Source organism: Vibrio sp. Isolate22, from assembly GCF_022398115.1.
GTDB lineage: Bacteria > Pseudomonadota > Gammaproteobacteria > Enterobacterales > Vibrionaceae > Vibrio.
Genome location: NZ_JAKEUW010000012.1, coordinates 64485 through 81353, shown reverse-complemented (window position 1 = coordinate 81353; position 16869 = coordinate 64485). Strand labels below are relative to the sequence as shown.

Sequence of the window (16869 nt, the reverse complement as noted above, 5' to 3'; positions counted from 1 at the left end):
AAGGAAAAATAATGTCAGATCCAAAATTTGTTCACCTACGCGTACACAGTGACTTTTCTATGGTGGATGGCCTGTCTAAGGTGCCACCACTAGTTAAAAAAGTCGCTGAAATGGGTATGCCAGCTCTAGCACTTACCGACTTCACTAACCTATGTGGTTTGGTGAAATTTTACGGTACTGCCCATGGGTGTGGGGTTAAACCAATTATTGGTGCTGATTTTTTGATGCAATCTCCAGAATTTGGAGATGAGCTGACGAAACTGACGGTTTTAGCGTCTGATAACAAAGGTTATAACAACCTTACCTTGCTGATTTCAAAAGCTTACTTGCGTGGTCACATACAGCATCAACCTGTGATCGACAAAGAGTGGTTAATCGAAAACGCTGAAGGCTTGATTATCTTATCTGGCGCCAAAGAAGGCGAAATCGGTAAGGCATTGCTGAAAGGTAACCGTGATCTGGTCGCGAGCAGTGTCGAGTTTTACAAAACATACTTCCCTGATCGTTTTTATCTTGAGTTGATTCGTACCGGACGTCCGGATGAAGAGTCTTACCTGCACTTTGCGTTGGAACTGGCTGAGCAAGAAGACTTACCTGTTGTTGCAACCAACGAAGTGGTATTCCTGACTGAAGATCTTTTTGATGCCCATGAAATCCGTGTGGCGATTCATGATGGCTTCACGATGGTCGATCCTCGTCGTCCGAAGAACTACAGTGCGCAACAGTATCTTCGTAGCGAAGAAGAGATGTGTGAGCTGTTCTCAGATATCCCAGAAGCGCTTGAAAACAGTGTTGAGATTGCTAAGCGTTGTAACGTCACTGTTCGTCTTGGTGAGTACTTCCTCCCGAATTTCCCGACTGAAGGTTTAGCGATTGAAGACTTCTTGATTAAGAAGTCAGAAGAAGGTCTTGAGCGTCGTTTAGCATTCCTTTTTCCTGATGAAAAAGAGCGAGCAGAGCGCCGCCCAGAATATGACGAGCGCCTAAAGGTTGAACTGGAAGTTGTTAACAACATGGGTTTCCCAGGTTACTTCTTGATCGTAATGGAGTTCATCCAATGGTCTAAAGATAACGATGTGCCAGTAGGCCCAGGTCGTGGTTCGGGTGCGGGTTCATTGGTGGCGTACGCATTGGATATCACCGATCTCGATCCACTTGAATACGATCTACTATTCGAACGTTTCTTGAACCCAGAACGTGTTTCGATGCCCGATTTCGATATCGACTTTTGTATGGATAAGCGTGACCAAGTTATCGACCACGTTGCTGAAATGTACGGTCGTGATGCGGTATCCCAGATCATCACCTTTGGTACCATGGCGGCAAAAGCGGTAATTCGTGACGTAGGCCGTGTACTGGGTCACCCGTTTGGTTTCGTCGACCGTATTTCTAAGCTTGTACCGCCAGATCCGGGTATGACACTTGAGAAAGCCTTTCTTGCCGAGCCTGCATTGCCAGAGCTTTACGATGGTGATGAAGAGGTTCGCGAACTGATCGATAAGTGTCGCATTCTAGAAGGTTGTACGCGAAACGCCGGTAAACACGCGGGTGGTGTTGTAATCTCACCAACCACAATCACAGATTTTGCGCCTATCTATGCGGATGCAGAAGGTAACTTCCCGGTAACGCAATTCGATAAGAATGACGTTGAAACCGCTGGCTTGGTTAAGTTCGACTTCTTGGGTCTACGTACTCTGACCATCATCGACTGGGCGTTGGGCCTAGTGAACCCACGCTTGAAGAAAGAAGGTAAAGAGCCGGTTCGTATTGAATCGATTCCTTTGGATGACCAAGCGTCGTTCAACTTACTACAAAACTCTGAAACCACTGCGGTATTCCAGCTGGAATCTCGTGGTATGAAAGACCTGATCAAACGTCTTCAACCTGACTGTTTTGAAGATATCATCGCATTGGTAGCCTTGTTCCGTCCGGGCCCACTGCAATCAGGCATGGTAGATAACTTTATCGACCGTAAGCACGGTCGAGAAGCCGTCTCTTACCCAGATGAAACATGGCAACATGAATCGCTAAAAGACACGTTAGAACCAACCTATGGCATCATCCTGTACCAAGAGCAGGTAATGCAAATTGCACAGATCCTAGCGGGTTATACGCTGGGTGGCGCGGATATGCTGCGTCGTGCGATGGGTAAGAAAAAGCCAGAAGAGATGGCTAAACAGCGTGGTACCTTCAAAGAAGGTGCAGAAGCCAACGGTGTTGATGGCGAGCTGGCCATGAAGATCTTTGACTTGGTAGAAAAGTTTGCGGGCTACGGCTTTAACAAATCGCACTCAGCTGCGTACGCATTGGTTTCTTACCAAACGCTGTGGCTGAAAACACACTATCCTGCAGAGTTTATGGCCGCGGTAATGACGGCGGATATGGATAACACCGAGAAGGTTATTGGCCTTGTTGATGAGTGTTTCCGTATGAAGCTCAAATTGCTGCCGCCTGATATTAACTCTGGTCTCTACCGATTTAATGTTGATGACGACGGTGCGATCGTTTATGGCATCGGCGCGATCAAAGGGGTAGGTGAAGGCCCGATTGAAGCGATCATTGAAGCGCGCAACAAGGGCGGTTACTTCAAAGATTTATTCGACTTCTGTGCTCGTATTGATTTAAAGAAAGTTAACAAGCGTGTTATCGAAAAGTTGATTCTATCGGGTGCGTTAGATAGATTAGGCCCTCACCGTGCAGCGATGATGGCTTCATTGGCTGATGCGGTTAAAGCAGCAAGCCAATATCACCATGCCGAGTCCTTTGGGCAATCGGATATGTTTGGTGTATTGACGGATGCTCCGGAAGAAGTCGAGCACAAGTACACCCAAGTACCAAGATGGCCTGAAAAGGTTTGGCTCGAAGGTGAACGTGAAACGCTAGGTTTGTACCTGACGGGTCACCCGGTTAACGCTTACATCAAAGAATTAGCGAAATACACCAGCTGCCGTTTGAAAGATGCGACGCCAACACGCCGTGACCAATCATTAACGATTGCTGGCTTGGTGATTGCAGCTCGAGTAATGACCACCAAGCGTGGTACTCGAATTGGTTTGATGACCATCGACGATCGATCTGGGCGTATGGAAGTGATGTTGTTCTCAGATGCGCTCGATCGTTACGCAGAATTGCTCGAAAAAGACAAAATTGTGGTCGTTTCTGGACAGGTCAGCTTTGATGACTTCAACGGTGGGCTTAAAATGTCCGCGCGCGAGGTCATGGACTTAGGAAGCGCCCGTGAAAAATATGCTCGTGGGGTATCGATATCTATCGATGAATCCCAAATTAATGGTCAATTTTTTGAACGATTTAGTCAAATCTTAGAACCTTATAGAGCCGGAACGGTCCCAGTCAATGTATACTACCAGCGTGCCGACGCTAGAGCGCGGTTAACATTGGGCACAGAATGGCGCGTGACGCCAAGTGATACATTACTAGACGAATTAAAACAGCTGCTTGGAAATAGCCAAGTAGAACTCGAATTTAACTAAAATTTAGCTTCGCAAATGCAAAGCTGAATCAACAAGGATTCATAGATGAGCCTGAACTTTCTAGAATTTGAAAAGCCTATCGCTGAACTTGAAGCAAAAATCGAAGCGCTACGTGACGTTTCGCGTCACGGTGGTGACACAGCGGTAGATCTAGACAAAGAAATCGAACAACTAGAGAAAAAAAGCTTAGAGCTTAAACAGAAAATCTTTAGCGACTTAGGTGCATGGCAGGTAGCTCAACTTGCTCGTCACCCACAACGTCCTTACACAAAAGATTACCTGGAGCATGCATTCACAGAATTTGAAGAGATGGCGGGCGATCGCGCTTATGCTGATGACAAAGCAATCGTGGGTGGTATGGCTCGTCTAAATGGCCGTCCTGTTATGGTTATTGGTCACCAGAAAGGTCGCGAGACTAAAGAAAAAGTACTTCGCAACTTTGGTATGCCAAAGCCAGAAGGTTACCGTAAGGCACTTCGCCTAATGGAAACTGCTGAGCGTTTCAACATGCCTATCATTACTTTCATCGACACGGCTGGCGCATACCCAGGTGTTGGCGCGGAAGAACGTGGTCAATCTGAAGCTATCGCTAAAAACCTTAAGGTTATGGCTGGTCTTTCTGTTCCAGTTATCTGTAACGTTGTTGGTGAAGGCGGTTCTGGTGGTGCGCTAGCTATTGGTGTTGGTGACTACGTGAACATGCTTCAGTACTCTACGTACTCAGTAATCTCTCCAGAAGGTTGTGCTTCGATCCTATGGCGTGACTCAGATAAAGCACCACAAGCTGCTGAAGCGATGGGCCTAATTGCTCCTCGTCTTAAAGAGCTTGAGCTTATCGACGAAATCATCCCTGAGCCGCTAGGTGGCGCACACCGTGATCCAGTGCAAACCGCTCAGAACATGAAAGACCTTTTAGTTAAACAACTAGAAGAGCTAGAGCAGTTTGATAACGAAACGCTTCTTGAGCGTCGTTACCAGCGTCTAATGAGCTACGGTTACTGCTGATAAGCTGCCTTATTCGAAGGCAGACTTTATGTAACAAGATAATGAAAGGGTTGGACTCAGTGCCAACCCTTTTTTATTATTTAAATATTACCTTTCAAACACTTTCTTGGTTTATTAGGCCTCATGACTCACTTAATCGAAACGTTTACCTCTGTATTTGACCAAAGCGCAATCAAGCCTCAACGGCTGGTGGTTGCCTTTAGTGGTGGGGTTGATTCACGAGTGCTGTTGGAGTTGGCTGCGCAATACGCCAAAACTCATGGCATCGATTGTCAGGCAATCCATGTTCATCATGGCTTGAGTGAGAATGCGGACCAATGGGCTGAGCAATGCCAAGTGTGGTGTGATGATTTGTCAGTGCCTTTGGCAGTGGAGCGTGTCTCACTGGATGTTCATATCGGTGAAAGTATTGAAAAGCTCGCTCGAGACGCTAGATATAACGCCTTCAAATCGCATCTTCGACAAGGGGATGTGCTGGTTACTGGTCAACACGTCGATGATCAAGTCGAGACTTTTCTATTAGCGTTAAAGCGCGGCAGTGGTCCTAAAGGCCTCTCATCGATGGCGAAAGTGATGCCATTTTCAGGTGCTCATATTGTTCGTCCTATGCTGTCAGTGACCAGAGCTGAGATTGAAGCGTTCGCTCGCCGTATGGGGTTAACTTGGGTTGAAGATGAGAGTAATCAGGACGTGCGTTTCGACCGTAACTTTATTCGCCATCAAGTGACTCCGGCGCTGACCGAGCGTTGGCCTAGTTTTCGAGAGTCTGTTAGTCGCAGCGCTCAGCTCTGTGCCGAGCAAGAGATGTTGCTAGACGAGTTGTTAGCTTCTCACTTACAACTCGCTCTTGGTGGTGACCAGAGCTTGAGCATTGAGGTATTATCTGCGCACTCTGCTCTACTAAGAGCGCGCTTGTTGAGAATGTGGTTAGGTCATTGCCAGCAAGCGATGCCGAGCCAAAAGCAACTCCAGCTTATCTGGGAGGAAGTGGCGTGTGCTCAGCGTGATGCTAACCCTAAGCTGGTGTTAAACGGCGTTGAAGTTAGGCGTTTTAATCAAAAGCTCTATTTGGTTCGAAAGACTAAAGATCTATCGGGTTGGCAAGGTGAAATTGCCGTTGGTGGAAGGTTGGTTCTGCCAGATGACTTGGGAGATGTGAGCTTGCAAGCGGGGGGATCTGAGTCCGAACCTGGGCGTCGCGTACAAACGTTTAGCTTACCAAACCAAAATGCGGTATTACGTGTTACCTTTAATCCCGAAGGATTATCGGCGCACCCAGTTGGGCGTGGACATAGCAGGAAGCTTAAGAAGCTGTTTCAAGAGTACCAAGTGCCTAGCTGGCTGAGGCGCAGAACGCCTATATTAATGGATGGTGATCGAGTGATCGCTGTTTTAGGGTTATTCGTAGATAAAAACTACGATGGTCAAGATTGTGAAGCACTTTGGAGCAACTAGAAAAAGTTTGTGTCACAATTCTATGTCACTTTAATAAAAATAATTAATGGAATATGCAATGAAGAAAATTACACTAGGATTAGTTCTTGGACTTGGACTATTGAGTGGTAACGCTCTGGCAGGTGATGTTGCTGCAGGACAAGCAAAAGCAGCAGTGTGCGCAGCTTGTCACGGTGCTGACGGTATCGCAGTGATCCCGGGTTACCCAAACCTTAAAGGTCAAAACGAGCAATACATTGCTTCATCAATTAACGCATATAAGAACGGCCAGCGCACCGGCGGCTTGGCTGCTGTCATGCAGGCCCAAGCTTCAATGCTGAATGATGAAGATATTGCTAATCTAGCTGCTTACTACGCAAGCCTTAAGTAAATCCCTCTTAAAGCACAGATTAAACAATACGATGAATTTCGAGCCAGAGCTTTAAAGCTCTGGCTTTTTTCATTGAATGTTTACTATAGCTATCCGATAATGAGCCATTCGCACAGTTTAAGGGATGAACATGAAAAAGATTGAAGCCATTATCAAGCCATTCAAACTTGATGATGTACGTGAGGCGCTTGCAGAAGTGGGCATTACGGGTATGACGGTCTCTGAAGTTAAAGGTTTCGGACGCCAAAAGGGTCATACTGAGCTATACCGTGGCGCAGAGTACATGGTCGACTTTTTGCCTAAAGTTAAGTTAGAGATCGTTGTTACTGATGAAGTAGCAGACCAATGTGTTGATACCATTATCGAGACGGCTCAAACTGGTAAAATTGGCGATGGTAAGATCTTCATCACTGACGTTGAACGTGTGGTACGTATTCGTACTGGCGAAGAAGACGAAGACGCCGTATAAAAAAACTATTACCCTAAAAGGAGCGTTTATCGCTCCTTTTTCATTTCTGGTAGGGTGCTTTATGTTCAAGAAAACCATCATAGTTATCACATTACTGATAACACTGGCTGTTGTTAGTTTTCACTTTATTTTCGTGATCCCAAATAAGCCCAATCTTATTACGTCTTCTCCAAATACCAGCAATGACATCTACAGTTGCTACCAAAACTCTGAACCTAAAGCGCTGGATGTGTCTGACGGCTTAAGCCTCACAGTATGGAATATTTATAAGCAAAATCGCAGTCATTGGCAGACGGAACTCAACAAGCTGACAGCGGGAAGCGATTTAGTATTGCTACAAGAAGCGAGCATGACGGATGGACTTCGTCAGTGGGTGACGAGTGGTCAATGGGGAAGTACTCGAGTCAATGCGTTTGAGGCATTCGAAAAAAGTGCTGGTGTGCTTAACCTCGCGACTCATTTACCTATCGAGGCTTGTGCTTATACCCATGAAGAGCCTTGGTTGCAGTTGCCTAAGTCTGCTCTATGGTCCCGTTACAAGTTGAGTAATGGTGAGGAGTTGGCGGTGATCAACATTCACGCCGTGAACTTTACCTTTGGTACCGAAGATTATGAAGCTCAACTCAAGAGCTTAACCGACAATCTACAAAAATATCGTGGGCCGGTTATTTTTGCTGGTGACTTTAACAGCTGGAGTGAGGCTCGCTTTGCTGTATTAAAAGAAGCACTGGAAAAAGTAGGCTTGGCTGAAGTCGCTTTTGACCCTGATAATCGCACTCAGTTTATAACGGGGCTAGTGCTAGATCATGTGTTTTATCGTGGGCTAGAGGTAGAAAAAGCAAAAGCGCCCATGACGGACGCTTCTGATCATAATCCAATGTTAGTCACTTTTAAGGCTAAATAGAGTAAAGCTAAGACTCAGTAACGGTTATCTACGAAACTAAAATGTAGATAGCCCAGATTAGGTAATAGCCAATCCACGGCAAGCCTGAAATCACCAGTGCTTGCCCACGCTCAAACTCTGTCCACGTTAAGACCGCCGCGTAACCAAGTACGATGTACCAAGGCAGTAGCAGTGGTAATGAGCTAGCAAATTGTGACCAATCACTAGTAAGCGGTAACTTGATTAAGCCGTTTAAGCTGTTCAAGTCAGCGGCGTAGTTCATCACATGACCGTGCTTTAGGATTAGACTTGCGTAGCTCGCAATGTCACCTAAAACTGCTGGGAAGATGATCACTGATGCTGCTGCAAACCATCGCCAAAAGCTATGCTGATGTTGGCTAGGTTTGGTTGCAAGGTTAAACCAAAATGCCAAAAGAACGATAGTGAGCGTGCGGCTAAACACATCGCTGATAATTTCACTGGCAAGTAGGGTATTACTATCAAGTAACGCCAACTGGTCTGGGTTTGTGTGAGCTAATTGCTTAGATAGCTCTGCACTTAACCACGCAAAATCTACATTCGAAAAATAAGCACCCCAAAATAAAAATGGGCTAAGTATTAATACAACGTAGGGTTGCCATCCCCAAGCACTTCGTTGATAAAGCGCTAAGAAACAAGCTGTTGGTGAACGGAATATATCCAACAGCATGACGAGTGGGTTACTTGATGGGTTCATACACTTACCTTAGTTACATCAACATACAGCTTCAGTTTTTGTCCTGGCTGTAAGTATTTCTGGTTCTGCAAAGTGTTCCATTTTACAACATCTGAACTCTTTACCTTGAACTTTGATGCAATACCGCTGACTGTGTCACCTGATCTTACGTTATAGAAGATGGTACGGATGATGGCGCCGTCAGAACCGTTCTTCCAGATGACCAGTTCTTGACCAATTCGTAAGGTGTCACGTGGTCCCATGCCATTCCACTTAGCAAGCGACTGGTGAGATACCTTGTTGGCGCGTGCAATGGTCCATAAGCTATCACCACTTTTTACTTTATGGGTTAGCTTGTATTGACCGCGACTCTTTGACTGTGTGTTTGCTAGGCGGTTAGAAGCGCTGAGCGCGTATGCCTTATCGTCTTTAGTCGAAGTCGGGATCAGTAGGTGTTGACCGATACGAATGTTGTTGTTGCTCAAACCATTGGCAGTGCGAATCACCTTGCTGGTGGTGTTGTATTTGCTTGCCAGTACGCTGATGCTGTCACCAGACTGAACCTTGTAACGAACCAGCTTCATGCCTTTGCCTTTATTGGCCGCTACTTCTTTGTTGAATTTTTCAACTGAATCTAAAGGAAGTAATAGCTTCTGATGCTTTTCTGGTGCTGTCGCCCACTGGTTATATGCAGGGTTATAGCCTTGCAGCTCTTTTACTGGAATGCCTGCATAGTTCGCAGCAATAGCCAAGTCCAGTTGCTCTTCTGGGTTAACTAGAGTCAGTACTGGCTTATTTGGAATTGCAGGAATATCAATGCCGTACTTTTCTTGGTTGGCAATTACGTCTGCCAGTGCCAGCAGTTTAGGTACGTAGCTGCTAGTCTCTTTTGGCAGATCCAGTGAGAAGAAGTCGATTGGTTTACCAAGCTTCTTGTTCTTACGGATTGCGCTGTTCACACGGCCACCGCCACTGTTGTATGCCGCGATTGCGTGTTGCCAGTCACCGTCAAAACGTCTGTTTAAGTCGGTTAGAAAATCTAACGCAGCATCGGTTGAGGCGGCAACATCTCGGCGGCCGTCGTACCAGAAGTTCTGCTCAAGTCCGTAGTCTTTACCTGTGCCAGCGAGGAATTGCCATAGGCCAGCGGCACTGCCGTGAGAGTAGGCAAATGCGTCGAATGAGCTTTCAACAACCGGTAGCAGTGCCAGTTCTAAAGGTAGGTCTCTTTCTTCAATCTTGGTGGTGATCAAGTAAAGGAAAGGTTCGGCTCGTTTGGAGACGGTTTTTAGATGACTAGGGTGTTTTAGATACCAAGTTCGGTAGTAGTCGACCTTCTTTTGGTCTGGTACTTCCATTTCAAGTTGCATCGCAATACGTTTCCAAACATCTTCTTGTGTTTGTGGAGTGACGACAGGTGCTTCAACTTTTTGTTCTTCTTTGGTCGCTTCAGGTGAAACGTTCGTTTGAGAAACTTCTGTAGGAGATGTGTTGGTTTGCTCGGAAGCTTGGTCGGGATTCTCTGACTGAGTTAATTGGCAACCAGATAGTAGTAATACCAAAGCCCAGCTGTACTTAACTCGCATGTTACAGCCTTTTTAATAAACGGCCGATGATAATACTTGCCACTCCCTATAAGTGACAAGTCTGTATTTGTTAAAATTCGTTCTTCCACGCACGTAAAGCGGTAAATACCGACAAAGGATCGGTCTCTTCGGTGCGATTAGATACTGATTTCACTACACTTGGCTCGGTATAGCGCAAGAAAGGGTTCACAAACTTCTCTTGTCTCAAATTTGTGGGGATGGTCGACTTATTTTGTGCGCGAAGTCGGTTCACTTGGTCGCGATATTGCTGCAAATGTTGGTTATCTGGCTCAACTGCAAGTGCGAAAGCGATATTGGCTGCTGTGTACTCATGTGCACAATAGACTTCGGTTTCTTGAGGAAGCGCCGTAATCTTATTTAATGCATCAAACATCTGTTGTGGAGTGCCTTCCATGATGCGACCACAGCCCGCAGAGAACAGTACATCACCACAGAATAGCTTTGCATCACCAACGTAACCGATATGGCCCGCCGTGTGCCCGCTTAGCCCAAGAACCAAGAACACTTCGCCAAACAACTCCAGCTGGTCTCCGTCATCCACTGGATGTGTCAATGTTGGGATAGGCTCATTCTTCGGGCCCACCACATCAACCCCTGGAAATTGTCTAACTAACTCTGGAACGCCACCAATGTGATCGTGGTGGTGGTGTGTAATCAAGATTGCATCTAAAGTTAGCTCATGGTGTGCTAAGTACTCTAATACTGGAGCCGCATCGCCGGGGTCGACGACAGCACAACGGCGATCGCTATTTTCAATCAGCCAGATGTAATTGTCGTTAAATGCAGGTATGCTTTTGATATGTAACATTATTGGTTCTCCAGTCACTTTCAGTGCGACAGAATAAGTGAGACAGATTATTGATGAAGCCAGCACGTAGCAGAAAGAAGTTTGAGCGTCCTTACACTTGGGCACAATTGCACAATGGGGACTGGTTGAGAGAATCAATTCAAACTCGACTCGATGAGTGGTGTCCAAAGTTATTTGGTTACCATATGCTCAAGCTCGGCGGTCTCAGCAGTGAGATTTCTAGCTGCACATGCAACATTCAACATCAAGTAAACCTAGATATCCAGAACCCATTACATAATGTGATAGCGGATGGCTATAATTTGCCCTTTTTGGAGAAAAGTTTTGATGTTGTGGTACTTAGTCATCAATTAGATTATAGCAATGACCCTCATCGACTATTAAGAGAAGTCGACCGAGTAATGATGGACGATGGTTATATCATTATCACCGGCTTTAACCCATTCAGTGTCACCGGGCTTGCTAGTTTAATGCCGTGGCGCAAGAACAGTTTACCTTGGAGTGGGCGGATGTATACGCCAAGCCGCGTAAAAGATTGGTTGGGTGTTCTGAACTATGAAGTGATTCATTGTGATACTTATGCATTGTTCCCGATGAGTAAGTATCAAGCGATGTGGACCTGGTTTGAGAACGCGTTAGGTGGCTGTGCCTCGTTTGCTGGAAGCCAATATTTTATTGTCGCTCGCAAGCGCACCTATCCATTGAAACCTATTAAGCCACACTGGCACCTTAAACGACGCTTCTCTCCGGTTGGCGCTAGCTTTAGGACTGATACTCGCTGCACGTTGCATCCCATTCGTGCGCTGCGCCCGCTAAAAACAGAAAAAGCCGACTCGTAGTCGGCTTTTTGCTATCGGATATCTTTATCCACTCCCAATATCAGCTTGGCTGATAGCCTGTGTCTTCTTGGGTTGGGTTTTCTGCGGCGGTACGCGCCAGCTCATCGCACATTTCATTTTCTCGGTGACCTGCGTGTCCTTTCACCCAACGCCAATCGACAGTGTGACGTGCTGTCTCTTTATCGAGTTTTTGCCAAAGATCGGCATTTTTTACCGGTTTTTTGTCGGCGGTTTTCCAGTCGCGCTTTTTCCAGTTATGTATCCACTGCGTAATGCCTTGACGAACATATTGGCTATCGGTAGTCAGAATCACCGAGCAAGGCTCTTTGAGGGTTTGTAGTGCTACAACAGCAGCGAGCATTTCCATACGGTTATTGGTTGTTAGGGTAAAACCTTCTGCCAACGTCTTTTCGACTTCTTTGTAGCGAAGTACGATGCCATAGCCGCCAGGTCCTGGATTGCCTAAACAAGAACCGTCAGTGAAAATTTCAACTTGTTTCGTCATGATTTGATACTATTACCTCAAGCACATTATCGGCATAGTCTGACACAGTTATCCTTATGAATACCAGTAGCACTCCAGAACAAACCGCGAACGAAAAAAGCAGTTCGAATGAAAACAAGCGTATCGTCGTACTCGATACCGAAACAACCGGTATGAATACCGAAGGTGGTCCTCACTACATGGGTCACCGCATCGTAGAGATCGGTGCCGTAGAGATCATCAACCGTAAGTTAACTGGACGCCACTTCCACGTTTACATTAAGCCAGATCGCGCTATTCAAGAAGAGGCGATTGGCGTTCACGGTATCACTGATGAATTCTTGGTTGATAAGCCTGAATACCAAGACATCCATAAAGAGTTTCTCGACTTCATCAAAGGCGCTGAGCTGGTGGCACACAACGCGCCCTTCGATACTGGCTTCATGGACTACGAGTTTGAGAAACTGGATCCTACGATCGGTAAGACAGACGATTACTGTAAAGTTACCGATACCCTGGACATGGCGAAAAAGATATTCCCGGGTAAAAGAAACAACCTAGATATCTTATGTGAACGTTATGGCATCGATAACTCGCACCGTACACTCCACGGCGCTTTGCTCGATGCGGAGATCCTAGCCGACGTCTACCTATTGATGACGGGTGGACAAACGTCACTGCAATTTAACGCTGGTCAGCAAGAAGGCGGCGTAGAAAGTATCCGAAGAGTAGAAAGTGGTCGAAAATCCCTAAAGGTTTTACGAGCAACGGCCGATGAAGTAGAAGCGCATCAAAGTCGTTTAGATCTCGTCGAGAAAAGCGGAAGCTGCCTCTGGCGTCAGTAGGGAGAAAGTATGTTAAGGGTATTGGCTACCGGTTATTTGCTGCTGTTAAGCTTTAGCTTGCACGCGGCAACAGAATCCGTAATGAGTTTATTGGACAACCGATTCCGAGTTGATCCCAGCATAGAACAAATTACCTTTATAATTTATCGAGCCGATAACTCTAAACCTGTCGTCTTAGTTCGTCCTGACGGTAAGAAATACTACTCTTGGCGTAACGCTGATAATGTCCGTTGGTATGAAGAATCTTCAATGGACATTGTCTCTATTGATAAGCCGATGCCGGGCCCATGGCAAGCGGTAGGCAAGGTCTCTCCTAAGAACAATATCAAGCTACTGTCTCACCTTGTTTTGGATGCGAATGAATTTCCAGACAAGCTGTACCAGACTGAGCGTATTAAATTCACCGCCCGTCTCACCTCTGACGGCAAGCCCTTGGTACTGCGTGATTTCCTTGATCGAGTGAAGCTCAAGGTGACGTTTACTAAGTTTGTCGAAAACGAAGAATCTTTAGTGAGAGAAGCGCGTCCAGTCCCAGTTGTGATGGGTGAATTCGCTGACGATGGCGTTGATCTTGATGAAAAAGCAGGGGACGGCGTCTTCACGGTATCTTTACCTATCGATATAGAGCCGGGTAAATACCGCGCGCGCATCACTTCCGGTAACGGTGTATTTTTGCGAGCGCAAGAGCAGGAAGTCTTAGTTTACCCAACACCTATCACCACTACCTTTATTCAATCTCGTAAAGAAGGCTTACCTCATACAATCGTGGTCTCTGGCGAGCAAGGCATGATAGCGCCGAGTTCGTTAGCGGTGCACGTTGAGCATAAAGCACCAGATGAGTATGTGATGTATAAGCAAGGCCAAGCGGATGTCGATGCGATGAAGGTGCCTTTGGAGATCCCTTACAATGGTGATCTTGGGATTTATAACTGGTCGGGAATGGTGTATGCCACCGATGCTTCTAGCCAGCGCCCACTGACGTTTCCTATTACTGAGCACTCTTACAGTGTGGTTCAAGATATTGACTTAGCGGAATCCCGCCGCTTGCAAGAAGAGGCATTAGCGGAGCAGAAGCGAATTGCCACTGAAATGATGATACTGAAGAAGCGAGAAGAAGATAGAAAGCGCAGTATGATCATTATTGGGGTTGGTAATGTGGTTGCGATTCTTCTGGGCTTACTGATTTGGTTTGTGGTTCGCAAAGTGACCGCTAAGAAAAGAGCTCAACCAGAGATGCAACTTAAGGCACCCAAGTAACTCCCTACGTGATTGAGGTGATTTAAGAGAGCTACTTAATCCCTGACTTGGCTCACATACAAGCATCTATATTTTGAACAAAAAAAACGGGACTCCAATGAGTCCCGTTTTTGTTTCTAAAGCAAAATCTAAGCTACGTTATCAATCGATTGGTCTGGATACTGTGGCTTTGCTGCTAGCTCCTCTGGTGAGAAGTCATCAACATTGATGGTGTACAGTCGATGTTGCTCTGCACTCTCTAACAGTGCCGCTTCTTTCTCAGTCAGAATGCCTTTCTCAAGACCTAATTGAGCGACCAAATCCAGTCGTAGGAAGGCGCGCTTTTGATGTGTCTCTTTACAGACTTTGTCGAACAGAGGCTCAGCTTGAAGAATAACCTCCAGTGCTTTCTCAATCTTACCTACCGCGTTGTATTGAGTATCCGCTAAGTATTGACCACGGCCGATACGTGAGCGTGTTGCACTCGGTGTTTGTAGGATGTGTGCAACTTTGCTATCCAGTTTGTCGTTTGGTGCGCGGCGAATACGGCCAAATGGCATCAATACAACACGTAGAAGGCGTCCAACCACTGGGTTAGGGAAGTTTGCTAAGAACTCATCAATTGCCACTTCAGTTTGACGCAAGCTGTCTTGCATACCCCAGTGTACTAACGGTAGATCTTCAGCATTGCTGCCTTCGCTCTCAAAGCGTTTTAGTGTTGCAGAACCAAGGTAAAGTTGACTCAGGATATCACCTAGACGAGCAGATAGACGCTCTCTACGTTTCAGTGAGCCGCCTAATACAGCCATTGAAATGTCAGACAGTAGCGCTAGGTTAGCACTGTAACGGTTCAGCTGTTGGTAGTAGCGTTTTGTCTGTTTATCGGTGCTATTGGCTGGCGTTGGTGTGTCCGAACCACGGCCATCAGTTAAACCAAACCACAAACTACGCACTAGGTTACTTAGCGTAAAGCTAACGTGTCCTGCTAACGCTGAATCAAACTTATCAAGCGCATCGCTGCTTTCTGAGTATGCTGCTTCCATTTCATTAAGAACGTAAGGGTGACAACGAATCGCACCTTGACCGTAGATGATCATTGAACGAGTCAGGATGTTTGCGCCTTCAACGGTAATCGCGATAGGTGAACCTTGGTAGCCACGAGCTAGGAAGTTCGATGGACCCAAGCAAATACCCTTACCACCTACGATGTCCATTGCATCGATGATGCTGCGTTGACCACGGTGCGTACAGTGATACTTAACGATTGCTGAGATAACTGAAGGCTTTTCACCCAGATCGATACCTGCAACGGTTAGGTTACTTGCAGCATCCATGACATAAGCATTACCACCTAGGCGTGCTAGTGGCTCTTCGACGCCTTCCATGCGACCAATGGGTTGCTTAAATTGGCGACGAATACGAGCGTAAGCGCCAGTCGCAAGTGCTGCTGTTTTGATACCACCGGTTGAGTTTGATGGCAGTGTGATACCACGGCCCACTGACAGACATTCAACCAGCATTCTCCAACCTTGGCCCGCCATTTTCTGACCACCAATGATGAAATCGATTGGGACGAAAATATCGTCACCTCGCGTTGGACCGTTTTGGAAAGGAACGTTCAGCGGGAAGTGGCGGTTGCCAATCTCCACGCCTTTCAAATCGGTTGGGATAAGCGCACAGGTGATACCAAGATCTTGCTGGTCGCCCAGTAAGCCTTCTGGATCGCGCAGTTTAAAGGCCAAACCCAGTACGGTCGCAACCGGTGCCAGAGTGATGTAGCGTTTGTTCCAAGTCAGGCGCATACCAAGAACTTCTTCACCTTGCCATTCGCCTTTACAAACCACACCGTAATCTGGGATTGAGCCAGCATCAGAACCTGCTTCTGGGCTAGTTAGAGCAAAACAAGGGATCTCTTTACCTTCAGCCAAGCGAGGAAGATAGTGGTTTCTTTGCTCTTCTGTGCCGTAGTGTTGCAGCAGCTCACCAGGGCCTAATGAGTTAGGTACACCAACGGTTGATGACAGTACGCTAGATACGCCCGTTAGTTTTTGTAGAACCAAAGACTGAGCGTAAGCTGAGAATTCTAAGCCACCATATTTTTTCTTGATGATCATCGCGAAGAACTTGTGGTCTTTCAGGTACTGCCACACTTCTGGTGGTAAATCAGCAAGCTCATGAGTGACTTGGTAATCATTGACCATTTCACACACTGTGTTTACCGGGCCGTCGAGGAATGCTTGTTCCGCTTCAGATAGTTTTGGGTCAGCGATGTTCTGTAGTTTATTCCACTCAGGTTTGCCTTTGAATAACTCTGCTTCCCACCAAACAGTACCGGCTTCCAGTGCTTCTTTTTCTGTCTGAGACATCGCCGGCAGTACTTTCTTAAATACAGAAAGTGCTTTTTGGCTGATGAGAGTTTGTCGAATGGCTGGTACAGCAAAAATAGCAACCGCTAATAGGTAACAAAGCCAGCCAGTAACCGCTACGTCGCCAAATAGTGTTAAAGCTACCATTGCGCTAGTTAGTGCGATTAATGCGCGTACCAAGCTAACTCTGTGGTAGAGACAGACACCTAAGATAGCTGTCATGCTGAGTAGGGAGAGCAATATATTCATGATCGATTTCCTTTTCAGAGATCACTTATTGTTATTAAGTTTTAGGT

At 46.3% G+C, this 16869-nt stretch carries 14 protein-coding genes; 9 read left to right on the top strand and 5 right to left on the bottom strand.

Going from position 1 to position 16869, the window contains the following annotated elements; translation table 11 throughout:
- Positions 1 to 11 precede the first annotated feature (11 nt).
- The 6 genes from dnaE to L1D55_RS09345 all read left to right on the top strand — a co-directional run bounded on the left by dnaE (position 12) and on the right by L1D55_RS09345 (position 7694).
- Positions 12 to 3491, top strand: coding sequence for a DNA polymerase III subunit alpha (gene dnaE / locus L1D55_RS09370; protein ID WP_239917242.1), 3480 nt, complete (start codon positions 12 to 14; stop codon positions 3489 to 3491).
- A 45-nt stretch (positions 3492 to 3536) separates the two neighbouring features.
- The gene (accA, locus tag L1D55_RS09365) at positions 3537 to 4496 is read left to right on the top strand and encodes an acetyl-CoA carboxylase carboxyl transferase subunit alpha (protein WP_004738605.1); all 960 of its coding nucleotides are present in this window, start codon (positions 3537 to 3539) and stop codon (positions 4494 to 4496) included.
- A 123-nt stretch (positions 4497 to 4619) separates the two neighbouring features.
- A complete protein-coding gene (tilS, locus tag L1D55_RS09360; protein WP_239917241.1) occupies positions 4620 to 5951 on the top strand; it encodes a tRNA lysidine(34) synthetase TilS in 1332 nt (443 codons plus the stop codon).
- 58 nt (positions 5952 to 6009) lie between these two features.
- A complete protein-coding gene (locus L1D55_RS09355) occupies positions 6010 to 6321 on the top strand; it encodes a cytochrome c (protein WP_004738608.1) in 312 nt (103 codons plus the stop codon).
- A gap of 130 nt (positions 6322 to 6451) precedes the next feature.
- The gene (glnB, locus tag L1D55_RS09350) at positions 6452 to 6790 is read left to right on the top strand and encodes a nitrogen regulatory protein P-II (RefSeq protein ID WP_004738609.1); all 339 of its coding nucleotides are present in this window, start codon (positions 6452 to 6454) and stop codon (positions 6788 to 6790) included.
- Positions 6791 to 6851: 61 nt separating this feature from the next.
- Positions 6852 to 7694 carry an endonuclease/exonuclease/phosphatase family protein gene (locus L1D55_RS09345; RefSeq protein ID WP_239917240.1) on the top strand — a complete coding sequence of 281 codons (843 nt, stop codon included), beginning with the start codon at positions 6852 to 6854 and terminating at the stop codon, positions 7692 to 7694.
- Positions 7695 to 7722: 28 nt separating this feature from the next.
- Here L1D55_RS09345 and L1D55_RS09340 read toward each other — a convergent pair whose 3' ends face one another.
- The 3 genes from L1D55_RS09340 to gloB all read right to left on the bottom strand — a co-directional run bounded on the left by L1D55_RS09340 (position 7723) and on the right by gloB (position 10803).
- On the bottom strand, positions 7723 to 8409 hold the full coding sequence (locus tag L1D55_RS09340) for a YIP1 family protein (RefSeq protein WP_239917239.1): 687 nt from the start codon (positions 8407 to 8409) through the stop codon (positions 7723 to 7725).
- Positions 8406 to 9974, bottom strand: coding sequence for a LysM peptidoglycan-binding domain-containing protein (locus tag L1D55_RS09335; RefSeq protein WP_239917238.1), 1569 nt, complete (start codon positions 9972 to 9974; stop codon positions 8406 to 8408). Before L1D55_RS09335 ends, L1D55_RS09340 begins: the two co-directional genes overlap by 4 nt.
- 70 nt (positions 9975 to 10044) lie before the next feature.
- On the bottom strand, positions 10045 to 10803 hold the full coding sequence (gloB, locus tag L1D55_RS09330) for a hydroxyacylglutathione hydrolase (protein WP_239917237.1): 759 nt from the start codon (positions 10801 to 10803) through the stop codon (positions 10045 to 10047).
- Between the two features lie 53 nt (positions 10804 to 10856).
- On the opposite strand from gloB, the gene L1D55_RS09325 reads away from it, so the two are divergent.
- Positions 10857 to 11642 carry a class I SAM-dependent methyltransferase gene (locus tag L1D55_RS09325; protein WP_239917236.1) on the top strand — a complete coding sequence of 262 codons (786 nt, stop codon included), beginning with the start codon at positions 10857 to 10859 and terminating at the stop codon, positions 11640 to 11642.
- 40 nt (positions 11643 to 11682) lie between these two features.
- Here L1D55_RS09325 and rnhA read toward each other — a convergent pair whose 3' ends face one another.
- Entirely contained in the window at positions 11683 to 12147 is a 465-nt protein-coding gene (rnhA, locus tag L1D55_RS09320; RefSeq protein WP_239917235.1) for a ribonuclease HI, read from the bottom strand.
- 56 nt (positions 12148 to 12203) lie between these two features.
- Between rnhA and dnaQ the strand changes: the two genes are divergently transcribed.
- The gene (gene dnaQ / locus L1D55_RS09315) at positions 12204 to 12971 is read left to right on the top strand and encodes a DNA polymerase III subunit epsilon (RefSeq protein ID WP_239917234.1); all 768 of its coding nucleotides are present in this window, start codon (positions 12204 to 12206) and stop codon (positions 12969 to 12971) included.
- Between the two features lie 9 nt (positions 12972 to 12980).
- On the top strand, positions 12981 to 14228 hold the full coding sequence (locus tag L1D55_RS09310) for a TIGR03503 family protein (protein ID WP_239917233.1): 1248 nt from the start codon (positions 12981 to 12983) through the stop codon (positions 14226 to 14228).
- Positions 14229 to 14356: 128 nt separating this feature from the next.
- Here the strand turns inward: L1D55_RS09310 and fadE are convergent, their stop codons facing one another.
- Entirely contained in the window at positions 14357 to 16822 is a 2466-nt protein-coding gene (gene fadE, locus L1D55_RS09305) for an acyl-CoA dehydrogenase FadE (protein WP_239917232.1), read from the bottom strand.
- Between the last annotated feature and the right edge of the window lie 47 nt (positions 16823 to 16869).

Coding starts and splice junctions, on each gene's coding strand:
- L1D55_RS09355 (WP_004738608.1), top strand. CDS start 6,010: ATGAAGAAAATTACACTAGGATTAGTTCTTGGACTTGGACTATTGAGT.
- glnB (WP_004738609.1), top strand. CDS start 6,452: ATGAAAAAGATTGAAGCCATTATCAAGCCATTCAAACTTGATGATGTA.
- L1D55_RS09345 (WP_239917240.1), top strand. CDS start 6,852: ATGTTCAAGAAAACCATCATAGTTATCACATTACTGATAACACTGGCT.
- rnhA (WP_239917235.1), bottom strand. CDS start 12,147: ATGACGAAACAAGTTGAAATTTTCACTGACGGTTCTTGTTTAGGCAAT.
- fadE (WP_239917232.1), bottom strand. CDS start 16,822: ATGAATATATTGCTCTCCCTACTCAGCATGACAGCTATCTTAGGTGTC.
- L1D55_RS09335 (WP_239917238.1), bottom strand. CDS start 9,974: ATGCGAGTTAAGTACAGCTGGGCTTTGGTATTACTACTATCTGGTTGC.
- L1D55_RS09340 (WP_239917239.1), bottom strand. CDS start 8,409: ATGAACCCATCAAGTAACCCACTCGTCATGCTGTTGGATATATTCCGT.
- L1D55_RS09325 (WP_239917236.1), top strand. CDS start 10,857: ATGAAGCCAGCACGTAGCAGAAAGAAGTTTGAGCGTCCTTACACTTGG.
- dnaE (WP_239917242.1), top strand. CDS start 12: ATGTCAGATCCAAAATTTGTTCACCTACGCGTACACAGTGACTTTTCT.
- accA (WP_004738605.1), top strand. CDS start 3,537: ATGAGCCTGAACTTTCTAGAATTTGAAAAGCCTATCGCTGAACTTGAA.
- dnaQ (WP_239917234.1), top strand. CDS start 12,204: ATGAATACCAGTAGCACTCCAGAACAAACCGCGAACGAAAAAAGCAGT.
- gloB (WP_239917237.1), bottom strand. CDS start 10,803: ATGTTACATATCAAAAGCATACCTGCATTTAACGACAATTACATCTGG.
- L1D55_RS09310 (WP_239917233.1), top strand. CDS start 12,981: ATGTTAAGGGTATTGGCTACCGGTTATTTGCTGCTGTTAAGCTTTAGC.
- tilS (WP_239917241.1), top strand. CDS start 4,620: ATGACTCACTTAATCGAAACGTTTACCTCTGTATTTGACCAAAGCGCA.